This window comes from Streptomyces sp. NPDC047043 (assembly GCF_040644055.1).
In the GTDB taxonomy this organism is placed as follows: domain Bacteria; phylum Actinomycetota; class Actinomycetes; order Streptomycetales; family Streptomycetaceae; genus Streptomyces.
In genome coordinates, this window is the sequence record NZ_JBEYVO010000037.1 from 34,511 (window position 1) to 53,592 (window position 19,082).

At 70.4% G+C, this 19,082-nt stretch carries 17 protein-coding genes; 7 read left to right on the forward strand and 10 right to left on the reverse strand.

Annotation, left to right across the window (positions count from 1 at the left end; all coding sequences use genetic code 11):
- Nucleotides 1–21: 21 nt before the first annotated feature.
- The 3 genes from ABZ880_RS43525 to ABZ880_RS43535 form a co-directional block, all read right to left on the reverse strand.
- A complete protein-coding gene (locus ABZ880_RS43525; protein WP_361275600.1) occupies nt 22–1,941 on the reverse strand; it encodes a serine/threonine-protein kinase in 1,920 nt (639 codons plus the stop codon).
- 88 nt (nt 1,942–2,029) lie between these two features.
- Nucleotides 2,030–2,488: a MarR family transcriptional regulator gene (locus ABZ880_RS43530; RefSeq protein ID WP_361275602.1), complete on the reverse strand. Its 459-nt coding sequence runs from the start codon at nt 2,486–2,488 to the stop codon at nt 2,030–2,032.
- Complete coding sequence (locus ABZ880_RS43535) at nt 2,485–3,096, reverse strand: type 1 glutamine amidotransferase family protein (protein ID WP_361275604.1); 612 nt, start codon at nt 3,094–3,096, stop codon at nt 2,485–2,487. Before ABZ880_RS43535 ends, ABZ880_RS43530 begins: the two co-directional genes overlap by 4 nt.
- Nucleotides 3,097–3,241: 145 nt before the next feature.
- Here ABZ880_RS43535 and ABZ880_RS43540 point away from each other — a divergent pair, with 145 nt between their 5' ends.
- The 4 genes from ABZ880_RS43540 to ABZ880_RS43555 all read left to right on the forward strand — a co-directional run bounded on the left by ABZ880_RS43540 (nt 3,242) and on the right by ABZ880_RS43555 (nt 8,594).
- Nucleotides 3,242–4,597: an aspartate aminotransferase family protein gene (locus tag ABZ880_RS43540; RefSeq protein WP_361275606.1), complete on the forward strand. Its 1,356-nt coding sequence runs from the start codon at nt 3,242–3,244 to the stop codon at nt 4,595–4,597.
- Between the two features lie 139 nt (nt 4,598–4,736).
- A complete protein-coding gene (locus tag ABZ880_RS43545; RefSeq protein ID WP_361275608.1) occupies nt 4,737–5,441 on the forward strand; it encodes a GntR family transcriptional regulator in 705 nt (234 codons plus the stop codon).
- On the forward strand, nt 5,438–7,864 hold the full coding sequence (locus tag ABZ880_RS43550) for a dolichyl-phosphate beta-glucosyltransferase (protein ID WP_361275610.1): 2,427 nt from the start codon (nt 5,438–5,440) through the stop codon (nt 7,862–7,864). The genes ABZ880_RS43545 and ABZ880_RS43550 overlap by 4 nt, the downstream gene beginning before the upstream one ends.
- A 79-nt stretch (nt 7,865–7,943) precedes the next feature.
- Nucleotides 7,944–8,594 carry a hypothetical protein gene (locus tag ABZ880_RS43555; RefSeq protein ID WP_361275612.1) on the forward strand — a complete coding sequence of 217 codons (651 nt, stop codon included), beginning with the start codon at nt 7,944–7,946 and terminating at the stop codon, nt 8,592–8,594.
- 3 nt (nt 8,595–8,597) lie between these two features.
- Here ABZ880_RS43555 and ABZ880_RS43560 read toward each other — a convergent pair whose 3' ends face one another.
- Nucleotides 8,598–8,891 carry a hypothetical protein gene (locus ABZ880_RS43560; protein WP_361275614.1) on the reverse strand — a complete coding sequence of 98 codons (294 nt, stop codon included), beginning with the start codon at nt 8,889–8,891 and terminating at the stop codon, nt 8,598–8,600.
- Nucleotides 8,892–9,081: 190 nt separating this feature from the next.
- On the opposite strand from ABZ880_RS43560, the gene ABZ880_RS43565 reads away from it, so the two are divergent.
- Nucleotides 9,082–9,933: an NAD(P)H-binding protein gene (locus tag ABZ880_RS43565; protein ID WP_361275615.1), complete on the forward strand. Its 852-nt coding sequence runs from the start codon at nt 9,082–9,084 to the stop codon at nt 9,931–9,933.
- 1 nt (nt 9,934) lies between these two features.
- Here ABZ880_RS43565 and ABZ880_RS43570 read toward each other — a convergent pair whose 3' ends face one another.
- Together ABZ880_RS43570 and ABZ880_RS43575 are read right to left on the reverse strand one after the other, a co-directional pair.
- Nucleotides 9,935–11,752, reverse strand: coding sequence for a 5'-nucleotidase C-terminal domain-containing protein (locus ABZ880_RS43570; protein WP_361275618.1), 1,818 nt, complete (start codon nt 11,750–11,752; stop codon nt 9,935–9,937).
- A 159-nt stretch (nt 11,753–11,911) separates the two neighbouring features.
- Nucleotides 11,912–13,195, reverse strand: coding sequence for an adenylosuccinate synthase (locus ABZ880_RS43575; protein ID WP_361275620.1), 1,284 nt, complete (start codon nt 13,193–13,195; stop codon nt 11,912–11,914).
- Between the two features lie 195 nt (nt 13,196–13,390).
- Between ABZ880_RS43575 and ABZ880_RS43580 the strand changes: the two genes are divergently transcribed.
- Nucleotides 13,391–14,233, forward strand: a complete 843-nt coding sequence (locus ABZ880_RS43580) for a diacylglycerol kinase family protein (protein ID WP_361275623.1) — start codon at nt 13,391–13,393, stop codon at nt 14,231–14,233.
- On the opposite strand, the gene ABZ880_RS43585 is transcribed toward ABZ880_RS43580, so the two are convergent.
- The 3 genes from ABZ880_RS43585 to ABZ880_RS43595 form a co-directional block, all read right to left on the reverse strand.
- A complete protein-coding gene (locus ABZ880_RS43585) occupies nt 14,211–14,642 on the reverse strand; it encodes a Uma2 family endonuclease (RefSeq protein WP_361275785.1) in 432 nt (143 codons plus the stop codon). The genes ABZ880_RS43580 and ABZ880_RS43585 overlap by 23 nt on opposite strands.
- A 79-nt stretch (nt 14,643–14,721) precedes the next feature.
- On the reverse strand, nt 14,722–15,492 hold the full coding sequence (gene eutC, locus ABZ880_RS43590) for an ethanolamine ammonia-lyase subunit EutC (protein ID WP_361275626.1): 771 nt from the start codon (nt 15,490–15,492) through the stop codon (nt 14,722–14,724).
- Nucleotides 15,489–16,874, reverse strand: a complete 1,386-nt coding sequence (locus ABZ880_RS43595) for an ethanolamine ammonia-lyase subunit EutB (protein WP_361275628.1) — start codon at nt 16,872–16,874, stop codon at nt 15,489–15,491. The genes eutC and ABZ880_RS43595 overlap by 4 nt, the downstream gene beginning before the upstream one ends.
- Before the next feature lie 160 nt (nt 16,875–17,034).
- On the opposite strand from ABZ880_RS43595, the gene ABZ880_RS43600 reads away from it, so the two are divergent.
- Nucleotides 17,035–18,546 carry an APC family permease gene (locus ABZ880_RS43600; protein ID WP_361275631.1) on the forward strand — a complete coding sequence of 504 codons (1,512 nt, stop codon included), beginning with the start codon at nt 17,035–17,037 and terminating at the stop codon, nt 18,544–18,546.
- Nucleotides 18,547–18,562: 16 nt separating this feature from the next.
- Here ABZ880_RS43600 and ABZ880_RS43605 read toward each other — a convergent pair whose 3' ends face one another.
- The gene (locus tag ABZ880_RS43605; protein WP_361275634.1) at nt 18,563–19,051 is read right to left on the reverse strand and encodes a MarR family transcriptional regulator; all 489 of its coding nucleotides are present in this window, start codon (nt 19,049–19,051) and stop codon (nt 18,563–18,565) included.
- Between the last annotated feature and the right edge of the window lie 31 nt (nt 19,052–19,082).

Genomic DNA, 19,082 nt, shown 5'->3' on the forward strand with positions numbered 1-19,082 from the left:
TACGCCAGTGGGGACTTGGGGTTACTGCCTGGTGTACGTCAGCTTCTCGCCGTTGCTGGTGTTCGTGCGCTGGAGGCTGCCGTCGGACAGCAGGCTGATCTCGGTGGCGTCGCCGGGCTTGCAGTAGCCCGAGTCGCCGGACGTCACGGTGGACGGGCCGATGTCCAGCGCACCGTCGCTGCCCGGGGCCGAGGTCAGCTGGGCCTGGAACACGCAGTGGTAGCTGCCGTTGCTGGTTGGGCCGTCGGCGACGAGGGACATGACCGTGTCGCCCACCTCGCCCTGCTGGATGGTGAGTTCGCGGGTGTTCTCGCCGTCGGCGTTGGTGATCGTCGTCGTCCAGGTGCCGAGGTAGCCGGCCGGGATCGCACCGTCCGAAGGCTTCGGCGAGGTCGGGTCCGCGGACGTCGGGGACGGCTCCGGTGTGCTCGGTCCGGGCGTCGGGGACGCGCTCGCGCTCGGGGCCGGGCTGGGCTTGTCGTCGGCCTTGTCGTCGCCGCCGTTCATGAGGGCGTAGACCGAGCCGCCGGCGCCGAGCGCGACGATCAGGGCGACGGCGACCAGCGCGACCGTGGAGCGACCGCTTCTCCGGGGCGGCTCCTCCGGGGTGACCGGCGGCCCGCCGAAGGGCGGGGTCGGGCCGTTGTAGGACGGGCCGTAGGGCGGGGTGGAACCGAGGCCGCCGTAGGGGCCGGGTTGCTGGGGGTAGCCGTAGGCGCCGGGCTGTTGCGGGTAGCCGTAGGCGCCGGGCGGTTGCTGCGGGTGCTGCTGCGGATAGCCGTACGCGGGGTGGGCGGGCGCCGCGGCGGCCGGCGGCGGCGTCTGGGTGCCCTGGCCCGCGACCATCGTGGGGAGGTGGTCGAGCGGGCCCGTGCCCGGCTGTCCGGGTGGCGGCGGGCCGGCGGGCGGGGCCGGTGCCGGTGCGGAGTCGTCGGCGGCGGGGGCGTGCTCGGGCGAGGCCTCGGGGGCCGACTGCTGCGGCGTCTCCGGCTTCTCCAGGGAGGGACCGGGCGTGCCCTCCTCCGGGTCCTCCGCGTCCAGCAACTGCACGGCGTGGCGGCCGAGTTGGGCCACCAGGGCGCTCGGCAGCCAGGGGTCGCGCGAGCGGCCGCCGGACACCGTGTCCTCGGCGCCGGTGCGCTCCAGGATCCGGTCGAGCGTCGGCCGGGCCGCCGGGTCCTTCTTCAGACAGTCCCGTACGAGTTCGGCGATGCCCTCGGGCACGCCCTCCAGGTCGGGCTCCTCCTGGGCGATGCGGAACATCAGGGCGTGCACACCGCTGTTGGCGGTGCCGAAGGGGAGGCTGCCGGTGGCGGCGTAGGCCAGCACGGAGCCCAGGCAGAACACGTCGCACGCGGGTGTGATGCGGTCGCCGCGCACCTGCTCGGGCGCCATGAAACCCGGCGATCCGACGAGCGCGCCGGTCCGGGTGAGGCCCCCGTCGGTGACCGTCTCCAGTGCTCGTGCGATGCCGAAGTCGATGACGCGCGGGCCGTCGATGGTGACGAGCACGTTGGACGGCTTGAGGTCCCGGTGGATGATCCCGGCGGCGTGGATGTCCTGGAGCGCGTGCGCGAGACCGGCCGCGAGGATGCGTACGGATCTCTCCGGCAGCGCCCCGTGGTCGTGCCCGACGACCTGCTGCAGGCTCGGCCCGGCGACATATCCGGTGGCGACCCACGGCACGGCGGCCTCGGTGTCGGCGTCCAGCACGGGTGCCGTCCAGTACCCGCCGACCTGCCGGGCTGACTGCACTTCCTGCCGGAACCGCGCCCGGAACTCCTCCTGCGCGGCCAGCTCCTCCCGGACCAGCTTGACGGCGACGGTACGGCCGCGGTCCGACCGGGCGAGGTACACATGCCCCATGCCGCCGGCACCCAGCCGAGCCAGCAGCCGATAGGCCCCGATCCGCTGCGGATCCCCGGCCCCGAGCTTCTCCATCGCAGGCCCCCCGAAAAGTCCCCCGATACGCCCCTGTGCAACAGATCCACGATAGTGCGGGCGTACAGGGCGGTGGACGGAGCGGTGTCTACGGTTCCGTAACAGCCGGAGTCACCTGTTCCAGCACCTTGGACAGACGTTCCAGGACGTGTACGGCTTCGGCGAGTTCGTCCTGACCGAACTCCTCGGCGAGCCGGTCGGCGAACGCCGCGTGCCCGGGGTTGATCCGGGCGATCGCCGCACGGCCCTCCTCGGTCGGCGTGAGGAGCTTGGCGCGGCGGTGGGCGGGGTTGGGCCGGTACTCGGCGAGACCGCGCCCGACGAGCAGATCGGCGATGCGCTGCACGCTCTGCCGGGTGATGCCCATGGCGCGGGCGATCCCGGCGACGGACAGCGGCTCGCCGAGCACCGCCCCGAGCACCTGCCACCAGGCCGCGGTGAGCCCGGCGGGCTTCGCCAGCTCCTCGGCGACACCGAGGAACTGGCCGTTGAGCCGGAACACCCCGAGCGCGCTGCGGCTGAGCAGCTCCTGGCGCTCCCGGCTCACGACGCGGCGGCCTTCTGCAGCACGGCGTACGCCTCGGCGTCCGAGTCGTGGAACAGCCGGTACCAGGCGTCGAGCACCTCGCCCTCGTACACCCCGAGCAGCCGGAACACCTCCCGCGCGAACGCGACGGGCTCGGTGGGCCCGGCGGTGATCAGCTTCCCGTCGGTGACGGCGTCGGTGTCGACGTAGCGCTCGCCACCCCGGTATCCGGTCGCGGCCAGGTAGAAGGAGACGGCGCCGGTGTGGTCCCGGTCGTCGAGCAGGCCCTCGCGCGCGAGCCCGGCGGTGGCTCCGCAGATCGCGGCGACGGGCGTACCGGCATCGAGGAATTCCCGCGCCTTCCGGGCGAAGGGTGCGAGGTCGTCGCTCGTGTCCCACAGGTCGGCGCCCGGGAGGATCAGCAGGGAGCTGTCGCCGGGGCTCAGCTCTTCGAGTGCGAGGTCGGGCAGGACCTGCAGACCCCCGATGGACCGCACGGCCTCGCGGCCGGGTCCGACGGTCCGGATCTCGTACCCGGCACGGGCCAGATACGCGGTCGTGTGGCCGGTCTCCCAGTCGGCGAGGGTGTCGTAGACGGCGAGGTGCACGGGCTTGCGGGTGCTGCTCATGACTCCTCCAACCAAGATGACAGGATACTGTCTTTTCGACAGCATACTGTCGTACGAAGATGTCGACAACCTGTCGCGGAAACCCCCGGACCGCAGACATGACGCCGATGTCCTCCGGCCGCAGCGGACTCCTACGCTCGCCCGCATGACCCCTCAGCCAAATCCCGAGGTCGGCGCCGCCGTGAAGGCCGCGGACCGTGCGCATGTGTTTCACTCCTGGTCCGCGCAGGAGCTCATCGACCCGCTCGCCGTCGCCGGCGCGGAGGGGTCGTACTTCTGGGACTACGACGGCAAGCGGTACCTCGACTTCAGCAGCGGGCTCGTCTACACCAACATCGGCTACCAGCACCCGAAGGTCGTCGCCGCGATACAGGAGCAGGCCGCACACCTGACGACGTTCGCGCCCGCCTTCGCCGTCGAGGCCCGCTCCGAGGCGGCGCGGCTGATCGCCGAGCGGACGCCCGGCGACCTGGACAAGATCTTCTTCACCAACGGCGGCGCGGACGCCGTGGAGCACGCCGTGCGGATGGCGCGGCTGCACACCGGGCGGACGAAGGTGCTGTCCGCCTACCGCTCGTACCACGGCGGCACCCAGCAGGCGATCAACATCACCGGGGATCCGCGCCGTTGGGCCTCCGACGGCGCGGCCGCCGGTGTCGTGCACTTCTGGGCGCCGTTCCTGTACCGCTCCCGCTTCTACGCCGAGACCGAGGAGCAGGAGTGCGCGCGGGCGCTGGAGCACCTCGAGACGACGATCGCCTTCGAGGGGCCGGGCACCATCGCCGCGATCATCCTGGAGACCATTCCGGGGACCGCGGGGATCATGGTGCCGCCGCCGGGCTATCTCGCCGGGGTGCGTGAGATGTGCGACAAGTACGGCATCGTCTTCATCCTGGACGAGGTCATGGCCGGGTTCGGGCGCACCGGTGAGTGGTTCGCCGCCGACCTGTTCGGTGTCGTACCGGATCTGATGGTCTTCGCCAAGGGCGTGAACAGCGGATATGTGCCGCTCGGCGGTGTCGCGATCTCCGGTGCGATCGCGGAGACCTTCGCCAGGCGGCCCTACCCCGGCGGTCTGACGTACTCCGGGCATCCGCTGGCCTGTGCCGCCGCCGTGGCGACGATCAACGTCATGGCCGAGGAGGGCGTCGTGGAGAACGCGAGGAACCTGGGCGAGACCGTCGTCGGCCCGGCGCTGCGCGAGCTCGCCGAGCGGCACCCGAGCGTCGGAGAGGTGCGCGGTGTCGGCATGTTCTGGGCGCTGGACCTGGTGAAGGACAGGGAGACCCGCGAGCCGCTGGTGCCGTACAACGCGGCCGGTGAGGCGAACGCCCCGATGGCCGCCCTCGGTGCCGCCGCGAAGCAGCACGGCATCTGGCCCTTCGTGAACATGAACCGCACCCATGTCGTGCCGCCGTGCAACGTGAGCGAGGCCGAGCTGAAGGAAGGCCTCGCAGCGCTCGACGCAGCGCTCTCGGTCGCGGACGAGTACACCGGGTAACCGCTCAGGCACCGCATCGGCCGGCCACGGAAACGTGTGAGCTACGCGGGTAAACAGCGGGAAGTCGAACGCGTAAGGTGGCGTGCTCGTAGATAGGTACGTGCACGCCACCCGATCGCGACGAGGAGACGCCCGACCCATGCCCGGCAGCAGCGGCGGCAACGGCGCCGTGACGCGCAGCACCCTGCGGCAGCAGATCGCCGACGCGCTTCGTGACGAGGTGCTGGCGGGGCGGCTGCAACCGGGTCAGGAGTTCACGGTCAAGGAGATCGCCGAGCAGTACGGCGTCTCCGCCACGCCCGTGCGCGAGGCGCTCGTCGACCTGTCCGCGCAGGGGCTGCTCGACGCCGACCAGCACCGCGGCTTCCACGTCCACGAGTACTCCTTCGCCGACTACCGCGGCATCGTCGAGGCCCGCAGCCTGGTCACCGACGGCATGTTCCACGCCCTCGACAACGGCCACGACTGGATGGGGCGGGCCGACGAGGCCCGGGCGATCGCCGCCCTGTCGGGGGTGCGCCGGCGCGGCGAGGAGGCACGGCGGGCCGCGGCCGCCGGGGACCTCACCGTGCTGATCGGCTACGACCTGCGCTTCTGGCGCGAGCTCGGCGCCCTCTTCGGCAACCCCTACCTCGCCGACTTCCTGAACCGGCTGCGCGTGCAGTCCTGGGTGTGCGCGGTGCAGCATCTGCGCCGGCTGACGGAGCTGCGCGGGGCGCTGTGGTCCGGCCACACCGATCTGGTCGACGCCCTGGCGAAGCGCGACACCGCCACGGCCCGTTCGATCGTCACCGCGTACAACAAGCACGCACTGGCCCTCATCGAGCGCCTGGCCGACGGATGACCGCCGCCCCCGCCGGGGACGTCGACCTCTCGGTCGTCGTCCCCGCCTTCAACGAGGAACAACGGCTCGGCCCCACCCTCGACGCCGTCACCCGCTACCTGGAGGAGGACGAGGGCCGCTGGGGCCGCTGGGAGGTCGTGGTCGCCGACGACGGCTCCACCGACTCCACCCGTGACCTCGTCACAGCCCGCGAGGACCCCCGCGTCCGGCTCGTCACCGGCCCCCGCCGCGGCAAGGGCGGCGCCCTGCGCCTCGGTGTCGCCGCCTCCCGCGGCCGCCGGGTGCTGGTCACCGACGCCGATCTCGCGGCGCCGATCGAGGAGCTGGAGCAGCTCGACAAGGCGCTCAGCGAGGGGAACTCGGCGGCGATCGGCTCCCGCCGCGTGCCCGGCGCGACGATCGGGGAGCGTCAGCACCGGTTGCGCGAACTGCTGGGCCGCGCCGGGAACTTACTCATACGCCGCATGTTCCTGCCGGGCGTGCGCGACACCCAGTGCGGCTTCAAGCTCTTCGACGGCGACCAGGCGCGCGAGGCCTTCGCCGCCTCCCGGCTCGGCGGCTGGGGCATAGACGTCGAGGTGCTGCGGCACTTGCGGCGCGCCGACCGGCAGATCGCCGAGGTCCCCGTCCACTGGTCGCACCAGCCCGGCTCGAAGGTGGGGCCCCTCGACTACGTCCGCTTCCTCGCCGAACTCGCCCGGCTGCGCGTCCGCACCCTGCGCCCGGCCGACCTCCTGGTCACGCTGCTGTTCCTGCTGATGGCGATGGCCCTGTACTCGGGCCGCCTGTTCGACCCGGACCACCGCTATCTCCCCGACTCCCTCCAGGACCAGAACCAGTGGGAGTGGTTCTTCGGCGTCACGGCCCACAACCTCGCCCACCTCCACAACCCGTTCTTCTCCGATCTGCAGGGCTTCCCCGACGGCGTGAACCTCATGGCCAACACGGTCATGCTGGGCCTGACGGTCCCCTTCGCACCCCTGACCCTGCTCGCCGGACCCGCGGTCGCCCTCAGCACGGTCATGACGCTGGGCCTGGCCGCCACCGCGGGCGCCTGGTACCGGCTCATCGTGAAGCGTGTCGTACGGCAGCGGGCCGCGGCCTTCGTCGGCGCCTCGCTGGCCGCGTTCGCGCCGCCCATGGTCAGCCACGCCAACGCGCACCCGAACTTCGTGGTCCTGTTCATGATCCCGCTGATCATCGACCGCGCCCTGCGCCTGTGCTCGGGCACCCGCGTGGTCCGCGATGGGATCGTGCTCGGCCTGATGGCCGCGTACCAGATCTTCCTCGGCGAGGAACCCCTCCTCCTCGCGGCGATCGGCATGGTCCTGTTCGCGGGCGCCTACGCCGTCGTACGCAGGGATGTCGCGAGGGAGGCCTGGCGGCCCCTGCTGAAGGGCCTGCTGATCGCGGCCGCGGTCTGCCTCCCGATCATCGTCTACCCACTGGCCTGGCAGTTCGCCGGTCCGCAGAGCTACGGCCACATGCCGCACGGCGACAATTCGGCCAACAGCCCCCTCGCCCTGCTCTCCTTCGCCGAGCGCTCCCTGGTCGCGGGCAACGCCGAGCGGGCGGGCGCCCTCTCCCCCAACCCGACCGAGCAGAACGCCTTCTACGGCTGGCCGCTGGTCCTGCTCGCCTTCGCGATCGTCGTACGGCTGTGGGAGAGCGCCCTGGTCAAGGCGCTGGCGTTCACCGCGGCCGGCGCGGCGGTGCTCTCGCTCGGCCCGACGTTCCGCATCCCCGGGACGGAGAAGGAGTACCCCGGCCCCTGGGCGCTGCTCGCCGACAAGCCGCTCTTCGAGTCGGTCATCGAGGGCCGGGTCGCGATGGTCTGCGCCCCCGCCCTCGGCATGCTCCTCGCGCTCGCGCTGGAACGGCTGTTGGCCACGCCCGGCCGGGGCACGCAGTACGTCGGCCTGCTGGGCGTCAGCCTCGCCCTGCTCCCGCTGGTCCCCGCCCCGCTGAAGACGGTGGAGCGCCCGCAGACGCCGGCCTTCTTCACCGACGGCTCCTGGAAGCCGTACGTCCGCAGCGGCGAGTCGCTCGTCACGGTGCCGCTGCCCGACGCCGGCGACGCATCGCCCCTGCACTGGCAGATCGAGGCGGATTTCGGCTTCAAACTGCCGGGCGGCTACTTCAACGGCCCCTGGGCCGACGGGCGCACCGGTATCTACGGCGCCACTCCCCGCTACACCTCGGGCATGCTGAGTGACATTCGCGACACGGGTGCGGTCCCGGTGCTCGGCAAGGAGTGGCGGGCGCAGGCGCAGCGGGACTTCGCGTACTGGAGGGCGGGAGCGCTGGTCGTGGCCCCGCAACCGCATGCGGACGCCCTGCGCAAGGCCGTTACCGAACTGGTGGGCCGTCCCGGTAAGTGGGTGGACGGCGTGTGGGTATGGGACCTGCACCAGAGCAGCTGACCCGAACGGGACGGGTCCGCGGCGAGCCGCACCGACTACCCTGCCTTGACCGTGTTTCTTGCTGTCCGAGGAGCCTTCTTTGGCCTGTGACCTGTGGCTGGTACCGCTCGTCGACGTGTTGTGCCACACCCCCGACAATCCGTTCGCCGAGGAACTCGCGCAGTACAACACCGTGCTCGCCGATGCCGGGCTGCCGCCGGTGCCGGTGTACCAGTACATGCCGGGCCTGTCCGGCGAGGTCGCCCCGGTGGCCGGCTTCGACTACGACGCGCTGCACTTCCTGCGCCGCGTGTATCTGCTCCAGGTGTGCGGGCTGCCGGTGACGCCGGTCGACGAACTGGGCGGTGACTACGAGCAGTTGCTGGAGATGTTCGAGGCCACGGCCCAGCAGTCGCACCTCGTCTGGCACTACGACCACGCCGGCGCGTACGTGCCCGTGGACTTCGCCCAGCCGCTGTCGAACGAAGAGCTCCTCGCGGGCGGCGGCCCGCTGGGCTCCGCCCAGGCCCTGCTGCGCGAACTGGAGTACGTCGCCCCGTCGATCGGCATCGATCCGGCCAACCCGCCGGCGGCACCCGAACCGCCGCGCTCCCCGACCCAGTTGGAGGAACCGGCGGTCCCGGCGCCGTACGATCCCAGCCCCTTCGCCCGTGAGCGGCACGTGTGGCTCGGCCTGCACGCGGCGGCGACGCGGAGTCTGGCGCAGGGGTCGATGATCGTCTTCAGCTGAGGGTCAGCCGCCGACCGCGGCGAGGCCCTTCTTCAGGTCGTCGAGGTTCATGACCGGGGTGTACGTGATCTCGGCACCCATGTCGAGGAAGAACGGCTCGGCTATCACCGGCATCTGGGAGCTGTCCTGCATGTCGAAGACCAGGTATGCGGTGCGCTTGCCGTGGTCGGTGGTGAAGTAGGCCGCCTCGGGCTTGATCTGTTCCAACGACTCCTGGACGAGTTTTCCCAGGGTGCCGTTCCGGATGGCCTCGTTCGCCTTCTCCGTGTCCATGGACGCCTTGAGCAGTACGCGCATCGCACTCACCTTCTCCTGATCGACGCGCACAAGTGCACAACACCACGGTATGCCCGGTATGCATTGATTGCCCTGTTGTGGGGTCCCGCCTACTCTCCCGGGAGCAGAGCCGGTGCCTCCGCGCGTGCGACGCGCGGGAGAGCGGGTGCGCGCAGTCTGACGTCATCGGATTCGACGAGAGGGGACGGCGATGATCCTGGTGACGGGCGCGACGGGGCATGTGGGCGGCGAGCTGGTACGGCAGTTGGCGGCCGCCGGGCACCCGGTGCGCGCGATGACGCGGCGGCCCGCCGAGGCCCGGCTGCCGGAGGGCGTGCAGGCGGTGTACGGCGACGCGGACGACCCGGAGAGCCTGGCGGCGGCGTTCGCGGGCACCGAGGCCGCCTTCCTGATGTCGGCGCAGGGCGTCGGCACGGCTCCCGGGCCGACCCACGACCTCGCCCTGGCCCGGGCGGCCGCGAAGGCGGGCTTGCGGCGCGTGGCGAAGCTGTCGGTCCTGGACGGCGGCGCGGGCACGGACGTGATCGCCCGCTGGCACGCGGAGGCGGAGGCGGCGGTGAGGGACGGGGGCTTCGCATGGACGCTGCTGCGCCCCGGCCGCTTCATGTCCAACGCCCTGCAGTGGGCGGGCCGGCTTCGCGCCGGTGACGAGGTGTCGATCCCCTTCGCGGACCGCCCTGCGGCGAGCATCGACCCGGCGGACGTGGCGGAGATCGCGGCCCTGGCCCTCACCACCGGCGAACACGGGGGCGCGACCTACGAGTTGAGCGGCCCCCAGTCCCTGACCCCGACGGAGGAACTGTCGATCCTGGGCAGCACCCTGGGCCGCGACCTCCACGCCCGCCCGGTCCCCGACGAGGCGGCCCGCACCGGCATGGAGCGCTACGGCTTCCCCCCGGAGGTCATCGACGCGATCATGCACCGCACCCTGGAGAGCGACCGGGGCGCGGAGGTCCTCCCGACCGTGGAGAAGGTGCTGGGGCGCCGGCCGCGGACGTTCGCGGAGTGGGCCGGCGCCCATGTGGCGGCGTTCGGGGGCTGACCTAGAAGACCGCCGTCCCGTCCTGCGTCAGCTTCCAGTTCGTCGCCGCGAACGTCGACGGGTCGATGGTGCCCTTCGCCGTGGCGTAGGCGATCATCAGGTCGCGGACCTGGTTGGTGGAGCTGTACGCGGTCTCCGCGTCGGCGATGTGCGGGTAGCCGCTGCCGCCGTTGGCACGGTAGTTGTTGACCGCGACGACGAAGACTTGGTCGTCCGGGACCGCCGCGCCGTTGTAGGTCAGGTTCTTGATGCGCGAGCCCTCGGCCGCCGCGATGTCGATGTCGTACGAGACTCCGGCCGCGGTGTCGTACATGTAGTCCCAGAAGCTGTTGGCGTTGGTGAGGGTCGAGGTGTCGACCTTCGTGCCGGACGGCACCTGGTGGTAGTACTTCGCCGCGAACTCCAGATAGTCCTTGAGCTGGGCGCCGGTGAGCTTCTTGCCGTACAGCGTGTTCTCGTAGATGTAGAGGCCCGCGACGTCGCGGATGGTCACGTCGCCCTTCGGGATGTGGGCGGTGCGACTGAAGCACGCGGCCACCGAGATCAGCGGGAGCGCGGCGTCCGAGGTCGACAGGCCCGACTTCACCGCCTCCATCTGGACCTGGTGGATGAAGTCGATGGCGGGCACGTCCTTCCAGCAGGCCTCCGCCGTCGACATGTCCTCGGTACACGTGCCGATCGCCGTGTTGACGTACTTCACGACCAAGTCGTGGTCGGCCTCGAGGAGTTCGGTGATCCTCGCGTCCTCCGCGACAGTGTTGCTGTTGAGCGTGGTCGCCGTCTTGCTGGTGACCTTCCAGCAGCCGTGGTGGAGTTCGAGCTCGAAGTCGAAGACGGAGAGGCGGTAGCCGTAGCAGTAGGGCTCGGACAGCAGGACGTCCTCGCCGGTCTCCTCGTTCTTCACCGTGTACGTCGGAACGTCGACGTGCGTGTGGCCGACGAGGATCGCGTCGATGCCGGGGACCTGCTCGGCGACCAGGTTCGAGGCGTTCTCCACGTACGGGAGTTCGTCGCCCCACGAGGTCGAGCCGTCCAGACCGGAGTGGTCGGTGAGGAAGACGACGTCACAGCCGAGCGCACGCAGCCTCGGCACGTACTTCTTCGCCTGCTCGACCAGGCCCGGGAAGACCATCTTGCCGCTGACGTTGTCCTTGTCCCACAGGGCGACGCCCGGGTTGGTCAGGCCGAGGATGCCGACCTTGATGTCCGGGGCGCCGGGCACCTTGATGCACTTGACGGTGTAGGGCGGGAAGGCGGGCCTGAGCGTCTTGGCGTCCAGGGCGTTGGCGCCCAGCAGCGGGAAGTGGCACTGCCGCTCGAAGGCGCGCAGGACGTCGATGCCGTAGTTGAACTCGTGGTTGCCGAGCGCGGCGGCGTCGTAGCGCATCTCGTTCATGGCGACGGCCATGGGGTGCTTCGGTCCGGGCTTGCCGTCCTTGCCAGTGATGGGGTCGACGTTCGCGTAGTAGTACGCGAGAGACGTGCCCTGGATGATGTCGCCCGCGTCGACGAGCAGCACCCGCTCCTCGCCCTTCTGGGCGCGCAGCTGCTTGACGAGGGTGGCGATGCGCGCGATGCCGTACGTGTTGCCCTTGCTGTCCGAGTACGCCTTGTTGGCGTAGTAGTCCCAGTTGAAGACGTGGCTGTGCAGGTCGGTGGTGCCCAGGATGGAGAACGACCAGGTCTTGGGGGCCTTTGCGGGCGTACGGTCGGCGGCCTGCGCGGTACCGGCACCGACCGCTGCCGCGGCGGCGACGGCGGCACCGGTGACGGCCGACTTCTGCACGAACTCCCGGCGGTTCATCGGACTGACGGGCATACGGGACTCCTGGTACTGGAGAGGAGCGGAGAGGGAGGCGGGACGGCGGCTACCCGCGTAGATAGTTGCGCCCCACCGCTTCCGCACGGAACCAGGAGCAAGCCATGGGCCGGTCAAGGAAATCCATGACCGGCCCAACAGCTTGAGAACAAACGGGACTTACAGGAACGAGTTGATCTCGATCGTCTCGTCCCGGCCGGGACCGACACCGATCGCGGAGATCGGTGCGCCCGACATCTCCTCGAGCGCCTTCACGTAGTTCTGGGCGTTCTTGGGGAGGTCGGAGAAGGACTTCGCCTTGGTGATGTCCTCGGACCAGCCCGGCAGGGTCTCGTAGACCGGCTTCGCGTGGTGGAAGTCGCTCTGCGAGTACGGAAGTTCCTCGACGCGCTTGCCGTCGATCTCGTAGGCCGCACAGACCGGGATCTGCTCCCAGCCGGTGAGGACGTCGAGCTTGGTGAGGAAGAAGTCGGTCAGACCGTTGACGCGGGTCGCGTAGCGGGCGATCACGGCGTCGAACCAGCCGCAGCGGCGGTCACGGCCGGTGGTCACGCCCCGCTCGCCGCCGATGCGGCGCAGCGCCTCGCCGTCCTCGTCGAACAGCTCGGTCGGGAAGGGGCCGGAGCCGACCCGGGTCGTGTAGGCCTTGAGGATGCCGATGACCCGGCTGATCTTGGTCGGGCCGACGCCGGCACCGGTGCACGCGCCGCCCGCGGTGGGGTTGGAGGACGTGACGAAGGGATACGTCCCGTGGTCGATGTCCAGCAGCGTGCCCTGGCCGCCCTCGAAGAGGACCACCTTGTCCTCGTCGAGCGCCTGGTTGAGCACCAGGACGGTGTCGGCGACATACGGCGCGAGCTTGTCGGCGTAGCCCAGCAGCTCCTCGACCACCTGGTCGATGGCGATCGCGCGGCGGTTGTAGAGCTTGGTGAGGACCTGGTTCTTGATGTCGAGGGCCGCCTCGACCTTCTGGGTCAGGATCGACTCGTCGTAGAGGTCCTGGACCCGGATGCCGACGCGGTTGATCTTGTCCGCGTAGGTCGGCCCGATACCGCGGCCGGTCGTCCCGATCTTCCGCTTCCCGAGGAAGCGTTCCGTCACCTTGTCCACCGTCACGTTGTACGGCGTGATGATGTGAGCGTTACCGCTGATCAGGAGCTTGGACGTGTCGACGCCACGCTCGTTCAGCCCGTTCAGCTCGGAGAACAGGACCGACGGGTCGACGACGACACCGTTGCCGATGACCGGGGTGCACCCCGGGGACAGGATTCCGGAAGGGAGCAGGTGAAGGGCGTACTTCTGATCGCCCACGACTACCGTGTGGCCGGCGTTGTTGCCGCCCTGGTAGCGCACCACGTAGTCGACGGATCCGCCTAGCAGGTCCGTCGCCTTTCCCTTGCCTTCGTCACCCCACTGAGCACCGAGCAGCACAAGTGCGGGCACGCGCGTACACCCCTTCCGGGCGGGGCATGTCCAAGGTCAGGGGCGTACGCGTAAGGTTCACCGCCGCGTGCACCGCGGCCGTCGTTGGCCGCAAACCGTCGGACCGGATGCCCCGGAATAGACGAAGCCCCTGGCGCAATAGCGCAAGGGGCTCTTGCACAAAGATGCTACCCGAGGAAGTGAGGCAGGACCGAGGTGGCGACTTCCGCGACTTCCGACCAGCTGCTGGTGGTCATCGATCCGGTGGCCCGAAGGACGGACGGGGAGTCGGTACGCATCGCAAAAGACGTGCTCAGCGCGGGTGCGCAGGCGAAGGTCTGCCTGCCGGAGGGTCCGGAGGAGTTCGCCCGGGCACTGGCGAGACGGGGCTCGCGGCGGCCGGTGGTGGTCGGCGACGACCGCGCTCTGGTCCGTGCGGTGTCCCTCCTGCACCGGCAGCGCGAGCTGGCCGGATGTGCACTGTCGGTGGTGCCGGTGGGCAGTGTCCTGGCGGTGGCGCGATCCCTGGGGGTACCCACGGGGGCGGTGGCGGCGGCGCGGGCGGTCCTCGACGGGGTGGAGCGGCGCCTCGATCTGCTGGTGGACGACAGCGACGGAGTGGTGCTCGGCACGCTCCACATCCCGCCGGTGACTCCGCAGGCGCAGACGCCGGATCCGGCGCTGGAGGTGGGACGCCCCTGGCTCCGTACGGCGCAGTCCCTCGTACGGACCCTGGTGCCGGCCCGGGAGGCCCAGGGCCCCGCACCCCGCCCCGCGCGGCTGCGGGTGGAGGTCGACGGCGTGACGCTGGTGGACCTGGACCAGCCGGTGGAGGCGGTGTCGGTGACACCGGGTGACTGCGGGCTGGCCGCGGTGGAGGTACGGCCGATGTCGGTGGGCGCAGAGGCCTCGCCCCTACGGGCGGAGGGGCGCACCGTCAGCGTCTCCGGGGCGGATTTCCGGTACCGGGCGGATGCGGGGGTGTGGGGGCCGGTGCGGAGGCGGACCTGGACGGTCTGGGAGGGGGCCTGGGGGCTTACGGTGCCGGGTTCTTCTTAGCGGGGCCTTCGGGGGCCCGGAAGCCGGTGGTGTCAAGCGTGCAGTCGAAGGGCTTGGGGATGTGGAGTGCCTCGCCGAACGGCTGGGTGCAGTGTGACTCGTAGCCCGCGACCGAAGGTGTCCAGAACACGGTCGACTGCTGCTCCTGCATGTCGAGGAGCAGGTAGATCGGCACGCCGGCCCTCCCATAGACCGCAACCTTGTCGGTCAAGTCGTCGGTGCGAATCGCCCGAGAGGTCAGTTCGGCGACGAACACCAGGGCTTCGCCGTCCAGGTGATTGCTCACCGTCTCGAACGCCTGCTGGTGTGCTGCGTGGATATCCGGCCCGTACGCACTCTCGTCGCCGGGGAAGACGTACAGGAACGGGCCGATGCTGAGGCGATGGTCCTGAGGAAGGCAGGGCTTCAGCTGGTCGCAGACCTGCTCGTCGGTCGCTCAGTCATCAACGTCATGATGCGCCCTCCCGCGGATGCAGACCAGCCGCAACTCAGCGTAGCTGATCGCTCACGCGCTCCTGATCGGATTCATCTTTCAGCGCCACCCCCGTGACCCCCAACTCCCGCCCCCTCCCCACCAACCCCGCCAACTTCCCCGCCGCCACCTCGTACGCCATCCCCAACGGCGGCCTGATGTTGCTCAGGCAGTTCCTGTCGGCGTCCGTCGTCACGCCCGGCACCGGCCGGTACGTGAGGTACGCGCCCAGGGAGTCCGCCGCCGACATGCCGGGCCGTTCCCCGACCAGGACGACCACCATCGCCGCACCCATCGTGTGCGCGATGTCGTCGCCGAGCGCCACTCGGGCCTGTTCGGCGAGCACCACCGGCGCGATGTTCCAGCCCGCAAGCCGCGCCGCCGTCTCCCGCACCATCGCCGCCGCATGCTCGTGCACCGCCCGGCTGGACAGCCCGTCGGCGACCACGAATACCAAGTCCCAGTCCCCGGTGGGGAGATGGGCGCGGTCCATGGGGTTCAGGCGGCGGCCCAGATCGGGGCGCTGCAGGTACGCCAACCGGTCGGGCGCCGCGCTGCGGACCCGCACCGTCGCCATCCCGGTCAGCCCCGCCGCCACCACGTCCGGCTCGAACGGCGAGTGCACCGCGTCCCGCGCCGCCGCGTGGGCGGACTGGAGTTCCAGCCGGTGCCGGGTCGGGAGGGCCGAGCCCGCGCGGCCGAGCCCGATACGGGCCTGGGTGTGCCGGCGCATCGCGGCCCACAGGGCCAAGTCGGCCGTAGTGTCGATGACTTGACTGCCCGTCATGCCGCCAGTTCCCTTCCGATCGCCGTCAGGGGATGCGCCCCTGACACGTCCCTGATCGCACCCCGTTCGTCCAGCAGCCCGATCGACGCGAGCCATGCCTCGAACTCCGGTGCCGGGCGCAGCCCGAGCACCTCGCGCAGGTACAACGCGTCGTGGTACGAGGCGGATTGGTAGTTGAGCATGATGTCGTCGCCGCCCGGCGTGCAGATCACGAAGGACGCGCCCGCAACGCCGAGCATGGTCAGCATGGTCGCCACGTCGTCGTCATCGGCGTCCGCGTGGTTCGTGTAGCAGATGTCCAGGCCCATCGGCAGGCCGAGCAACTTGCCGCAGAAGTGGTCCTCGAGCGCGGCCCGCAGGATCTGGCGGCCGTCGTAGAGGTACTCCGGGCCGATGAAGCCCACCACCGTGTTCACCAGCAGCGGGTCGTAGCGGCGCGCCACCGCGTACGCCCGCGCCTCCACCGTCTGCTGGTCCACCCCGTGGTGCGCGTCCGCCGAGAGCGCGCTGCCCTGGCCGGTCTCGAAGTACATGACGTTCCGGCCGACCGTCCCCCGGTCCAGTGCCCGCGCCGCCTCGTACGCCTCGTCCAGCCGCCCCAGCGTCACGCCGAAGGAGGCGTTCGCGGCCTGCGTGCCCGCGATGGACTGGAAGACCAGGTCGACGGGGGCGCCGCGCTCCATCAGGTCCACGCTCGTCGTGACATGGCAGAGGACGCAGGACTGGGTGGGGATGGAGTAGCGGTCGATCACCCCGTCCAGCAGTTCCAGCAGGTCCCGTACCGCCTTCGGGCTGTCCGTCGCCGGGTTGATGCCGATCACCGCGTCGCCGGAGCCCAGCAACAACCCGTCGAGCAGGGCCGCCGCGACTCCCGCCGGGTCGTCCGTCGGATGGTTGGGCTGCAGGCGCGTGGCCAGGCGGCCCGGGAGGCCGATCGTCGAGCGGAAGGCGGTGACCACCTGCACCTTGCGGGCGACGGCCACCAGATCGGCGTTGCCCATCAGCTTCGAGACCGCCGCGACCATCTCCGGCGTCAGCCCGGGCGCCACCGCCGCCAGCGACCCGGTGTCCGCCGACAGCAGCCACTCCCGCAGCTCCCCGACCGTCATCCCGGCCAGCGGTGCAAAGGCCGCCGCGTCGTGCGTGTCGAGGATCAGCCGGGTCACGTCGTCGGTCTCGTACGGGATCACCGGCTCGGTCAGGAAGGTCGCGAGCGGCACCTCCGCCAGCGCCCAGCGCGCCGCGACGCGCTCCTGGGAGCTGCCGGCGGCGAGGCCCGCCAGCCGGTCGCCGGAGCGTTCGGGGCTCGCCGCGGCCAGCAGGCGCGCGAGGGAGTCGAAGCGGAAGCGTTCGCCGCCGAGGGTGGACGTGTAGACGGTCATGGCGGCGAACGTACGAGCCGTGTGTTGCCGACAGATTGCGTCAGATTTCTAAAGGTCTGGTTGACAAACATTTAACGCCCCGAGACCCTTGCTCGACTCATTCGGCCTACAGAGTTCCGGTTCAGCACACCAGCCGATCACCAGGAGAGGGGCCAGCCCGATGGCAGTGGACGAGGGAGTCGCCCCGGCGACCGACACAGGCGGCGAAGGCACGGTTCACCGGCTGAAGCCCAACGCCGTGGGCCTGCTCGGCGTGGTCTTCATGGCCGTCGCGACCGCCGCGCCGATCACCGCGATGACGGGCAACGTGCCCTTCATGGTCTCAGCCGGCAACGGCATCGGCGCCCCCGCGAGCTATCTCGTCGCAATGGTCGTCCTGGCAATCTTTTCCGTCGGCTTCACCTCGATGGCGAAGCACATCACGTCGACGGGCGCCTTCTACGGCTTCATCTCCTACGGCCTCGGACGCACCGCGGGCCTGGCCTCGGGCCTCCTCGCGACGTTCGCGTACGCCGTCTTCGAACCGGCACTGATCGGCATCTTCTCGGTCTTCGCCAACACAACCCTGAAGGACCAGACGGGACTTGACGTCCCATGGTGGGCCTTCGCGATCCTGATGCTCGCCGTCAACGCGATGGGCACCTGGTTCGGCGTCAGCGTCGCCGAGAAGCTCCTCGTCGTCCTGCTCGCCACGGAGGTCACCGTCCTCGCCGCGATGGCGATCTCGGTCGCCCTGCACGGCGGCGGCCCGCACGGCTTCACCTTCGGCCCGGTCAACCCGGTCAACGCCTTCAAGGGGACCAGCGCAGGCCTCGGTCTCTTCTTCGCCTTCTGGTCGTGGGTCGGCTTCGAGTCGACGGCGATGTACGGCGAGGAGTCCCGCGACCCGAAGAAGATCATCCCCAAGGCGACGATGATCTCGGTCCTCGGCGTCGGTGTCTTCTACGTCTTCGTCTCCTGGATGGCCATCATCGGCAACGGCGAGGCGGAGGCCGTCAAGGCCGCCTCCTCCGCGAACCCGCTCGCGCTCTTCTTCAACCCGACCGAGCGCTACGTCGGCCACTGGGCCGTCGACGTCATGCAGTGGCTGATGATCACCGGCTCGCTCGCCTGCGGCATGGCCTTCCACAACTGCGCCGCCCGCTACATGTACGCGCTGGGCCGCGAGGGCGTCCTGCCGTCCCTGAAGAACACGGTCGGCCGCACCCACCACAGGCACGGCTCCCCGCACATCGCGGGCCTGGTCCAGACGGTGGTCTCCGCGGTCCTGATCGGCGCGTTCTGGGTCGCGGGCAAGGACCCGTACAACGCCCTCTACGTGCTGCTCGCGATCCTCGGCACGATGGCGATCCTGATCGTGCAGGCGGTGTGCTCGTTCGCCGTGCTGGTCTACTTCCGCAAGAACCACCCCGAGAGCCGGCACTGGTTCAAGACCTTCGCCGCCCCGCTCATCGGCGGCATCGCGATGCTCGCCGTGGTCGTCCTGCTGGTGTCCAACATGGGCGTCGCGGCCGGCACCGAGTCCGGCTCACTGCTCCTGAAGGCGACCCCGTGGCTGGTGGCCCTGGTCGCGGCACTGGGCATCGGCTACGCCCAGTACCTGAAGCGACGCTCGCCCGAGCGGTACCTGCTGCTGGGCCGGACGGTGCTGGAGGAGACCAAGGAGCGGTAACTCCCGACCCCGACTCCTAGTTGCCGAACAGCTCCCGGCGGTGCACCCGCCACCGCTCCATCATGGCCGCGACCTCGCCCTCGACGAACTCGAAGAAGGCGAGCGTCTCGGCCATGCGGCGTCCTGCGGGGGTGTCGGCGCCGAGGCTGCTGACGCCTTCCCGCAGGGCGACCTCCCAGCGCTTGATGATGGCCTCGCGGTTGGTGAGGGCCTCGTACCACTGGTCGCCGTGCACCCGGTAGCGCTCGCGGCGCGAGCCGGGCTCCCGCTCCCGCGAGACCATGTGCGTCATGGTCAGGTAGCGCACCGCCCCGGACACCGCAGCCGGGCTGATCTGCAGCTGCTCTCCCAGCTCGGCCGAGGTCATCGAGGCCTCGTCGGAGGAGAGGAGCGCCGCGAAGACACGGGCGGGCATGCGCTGCATCCCGGCCTCGACGAGCTGCGCCGCGAAACTCTCCACGAACTTCGAGACCGCCTCCGGGTCACGCCCCGCCTCATCAGCCATGGTCACCACCCTATCCGGGCTTTATACGCTT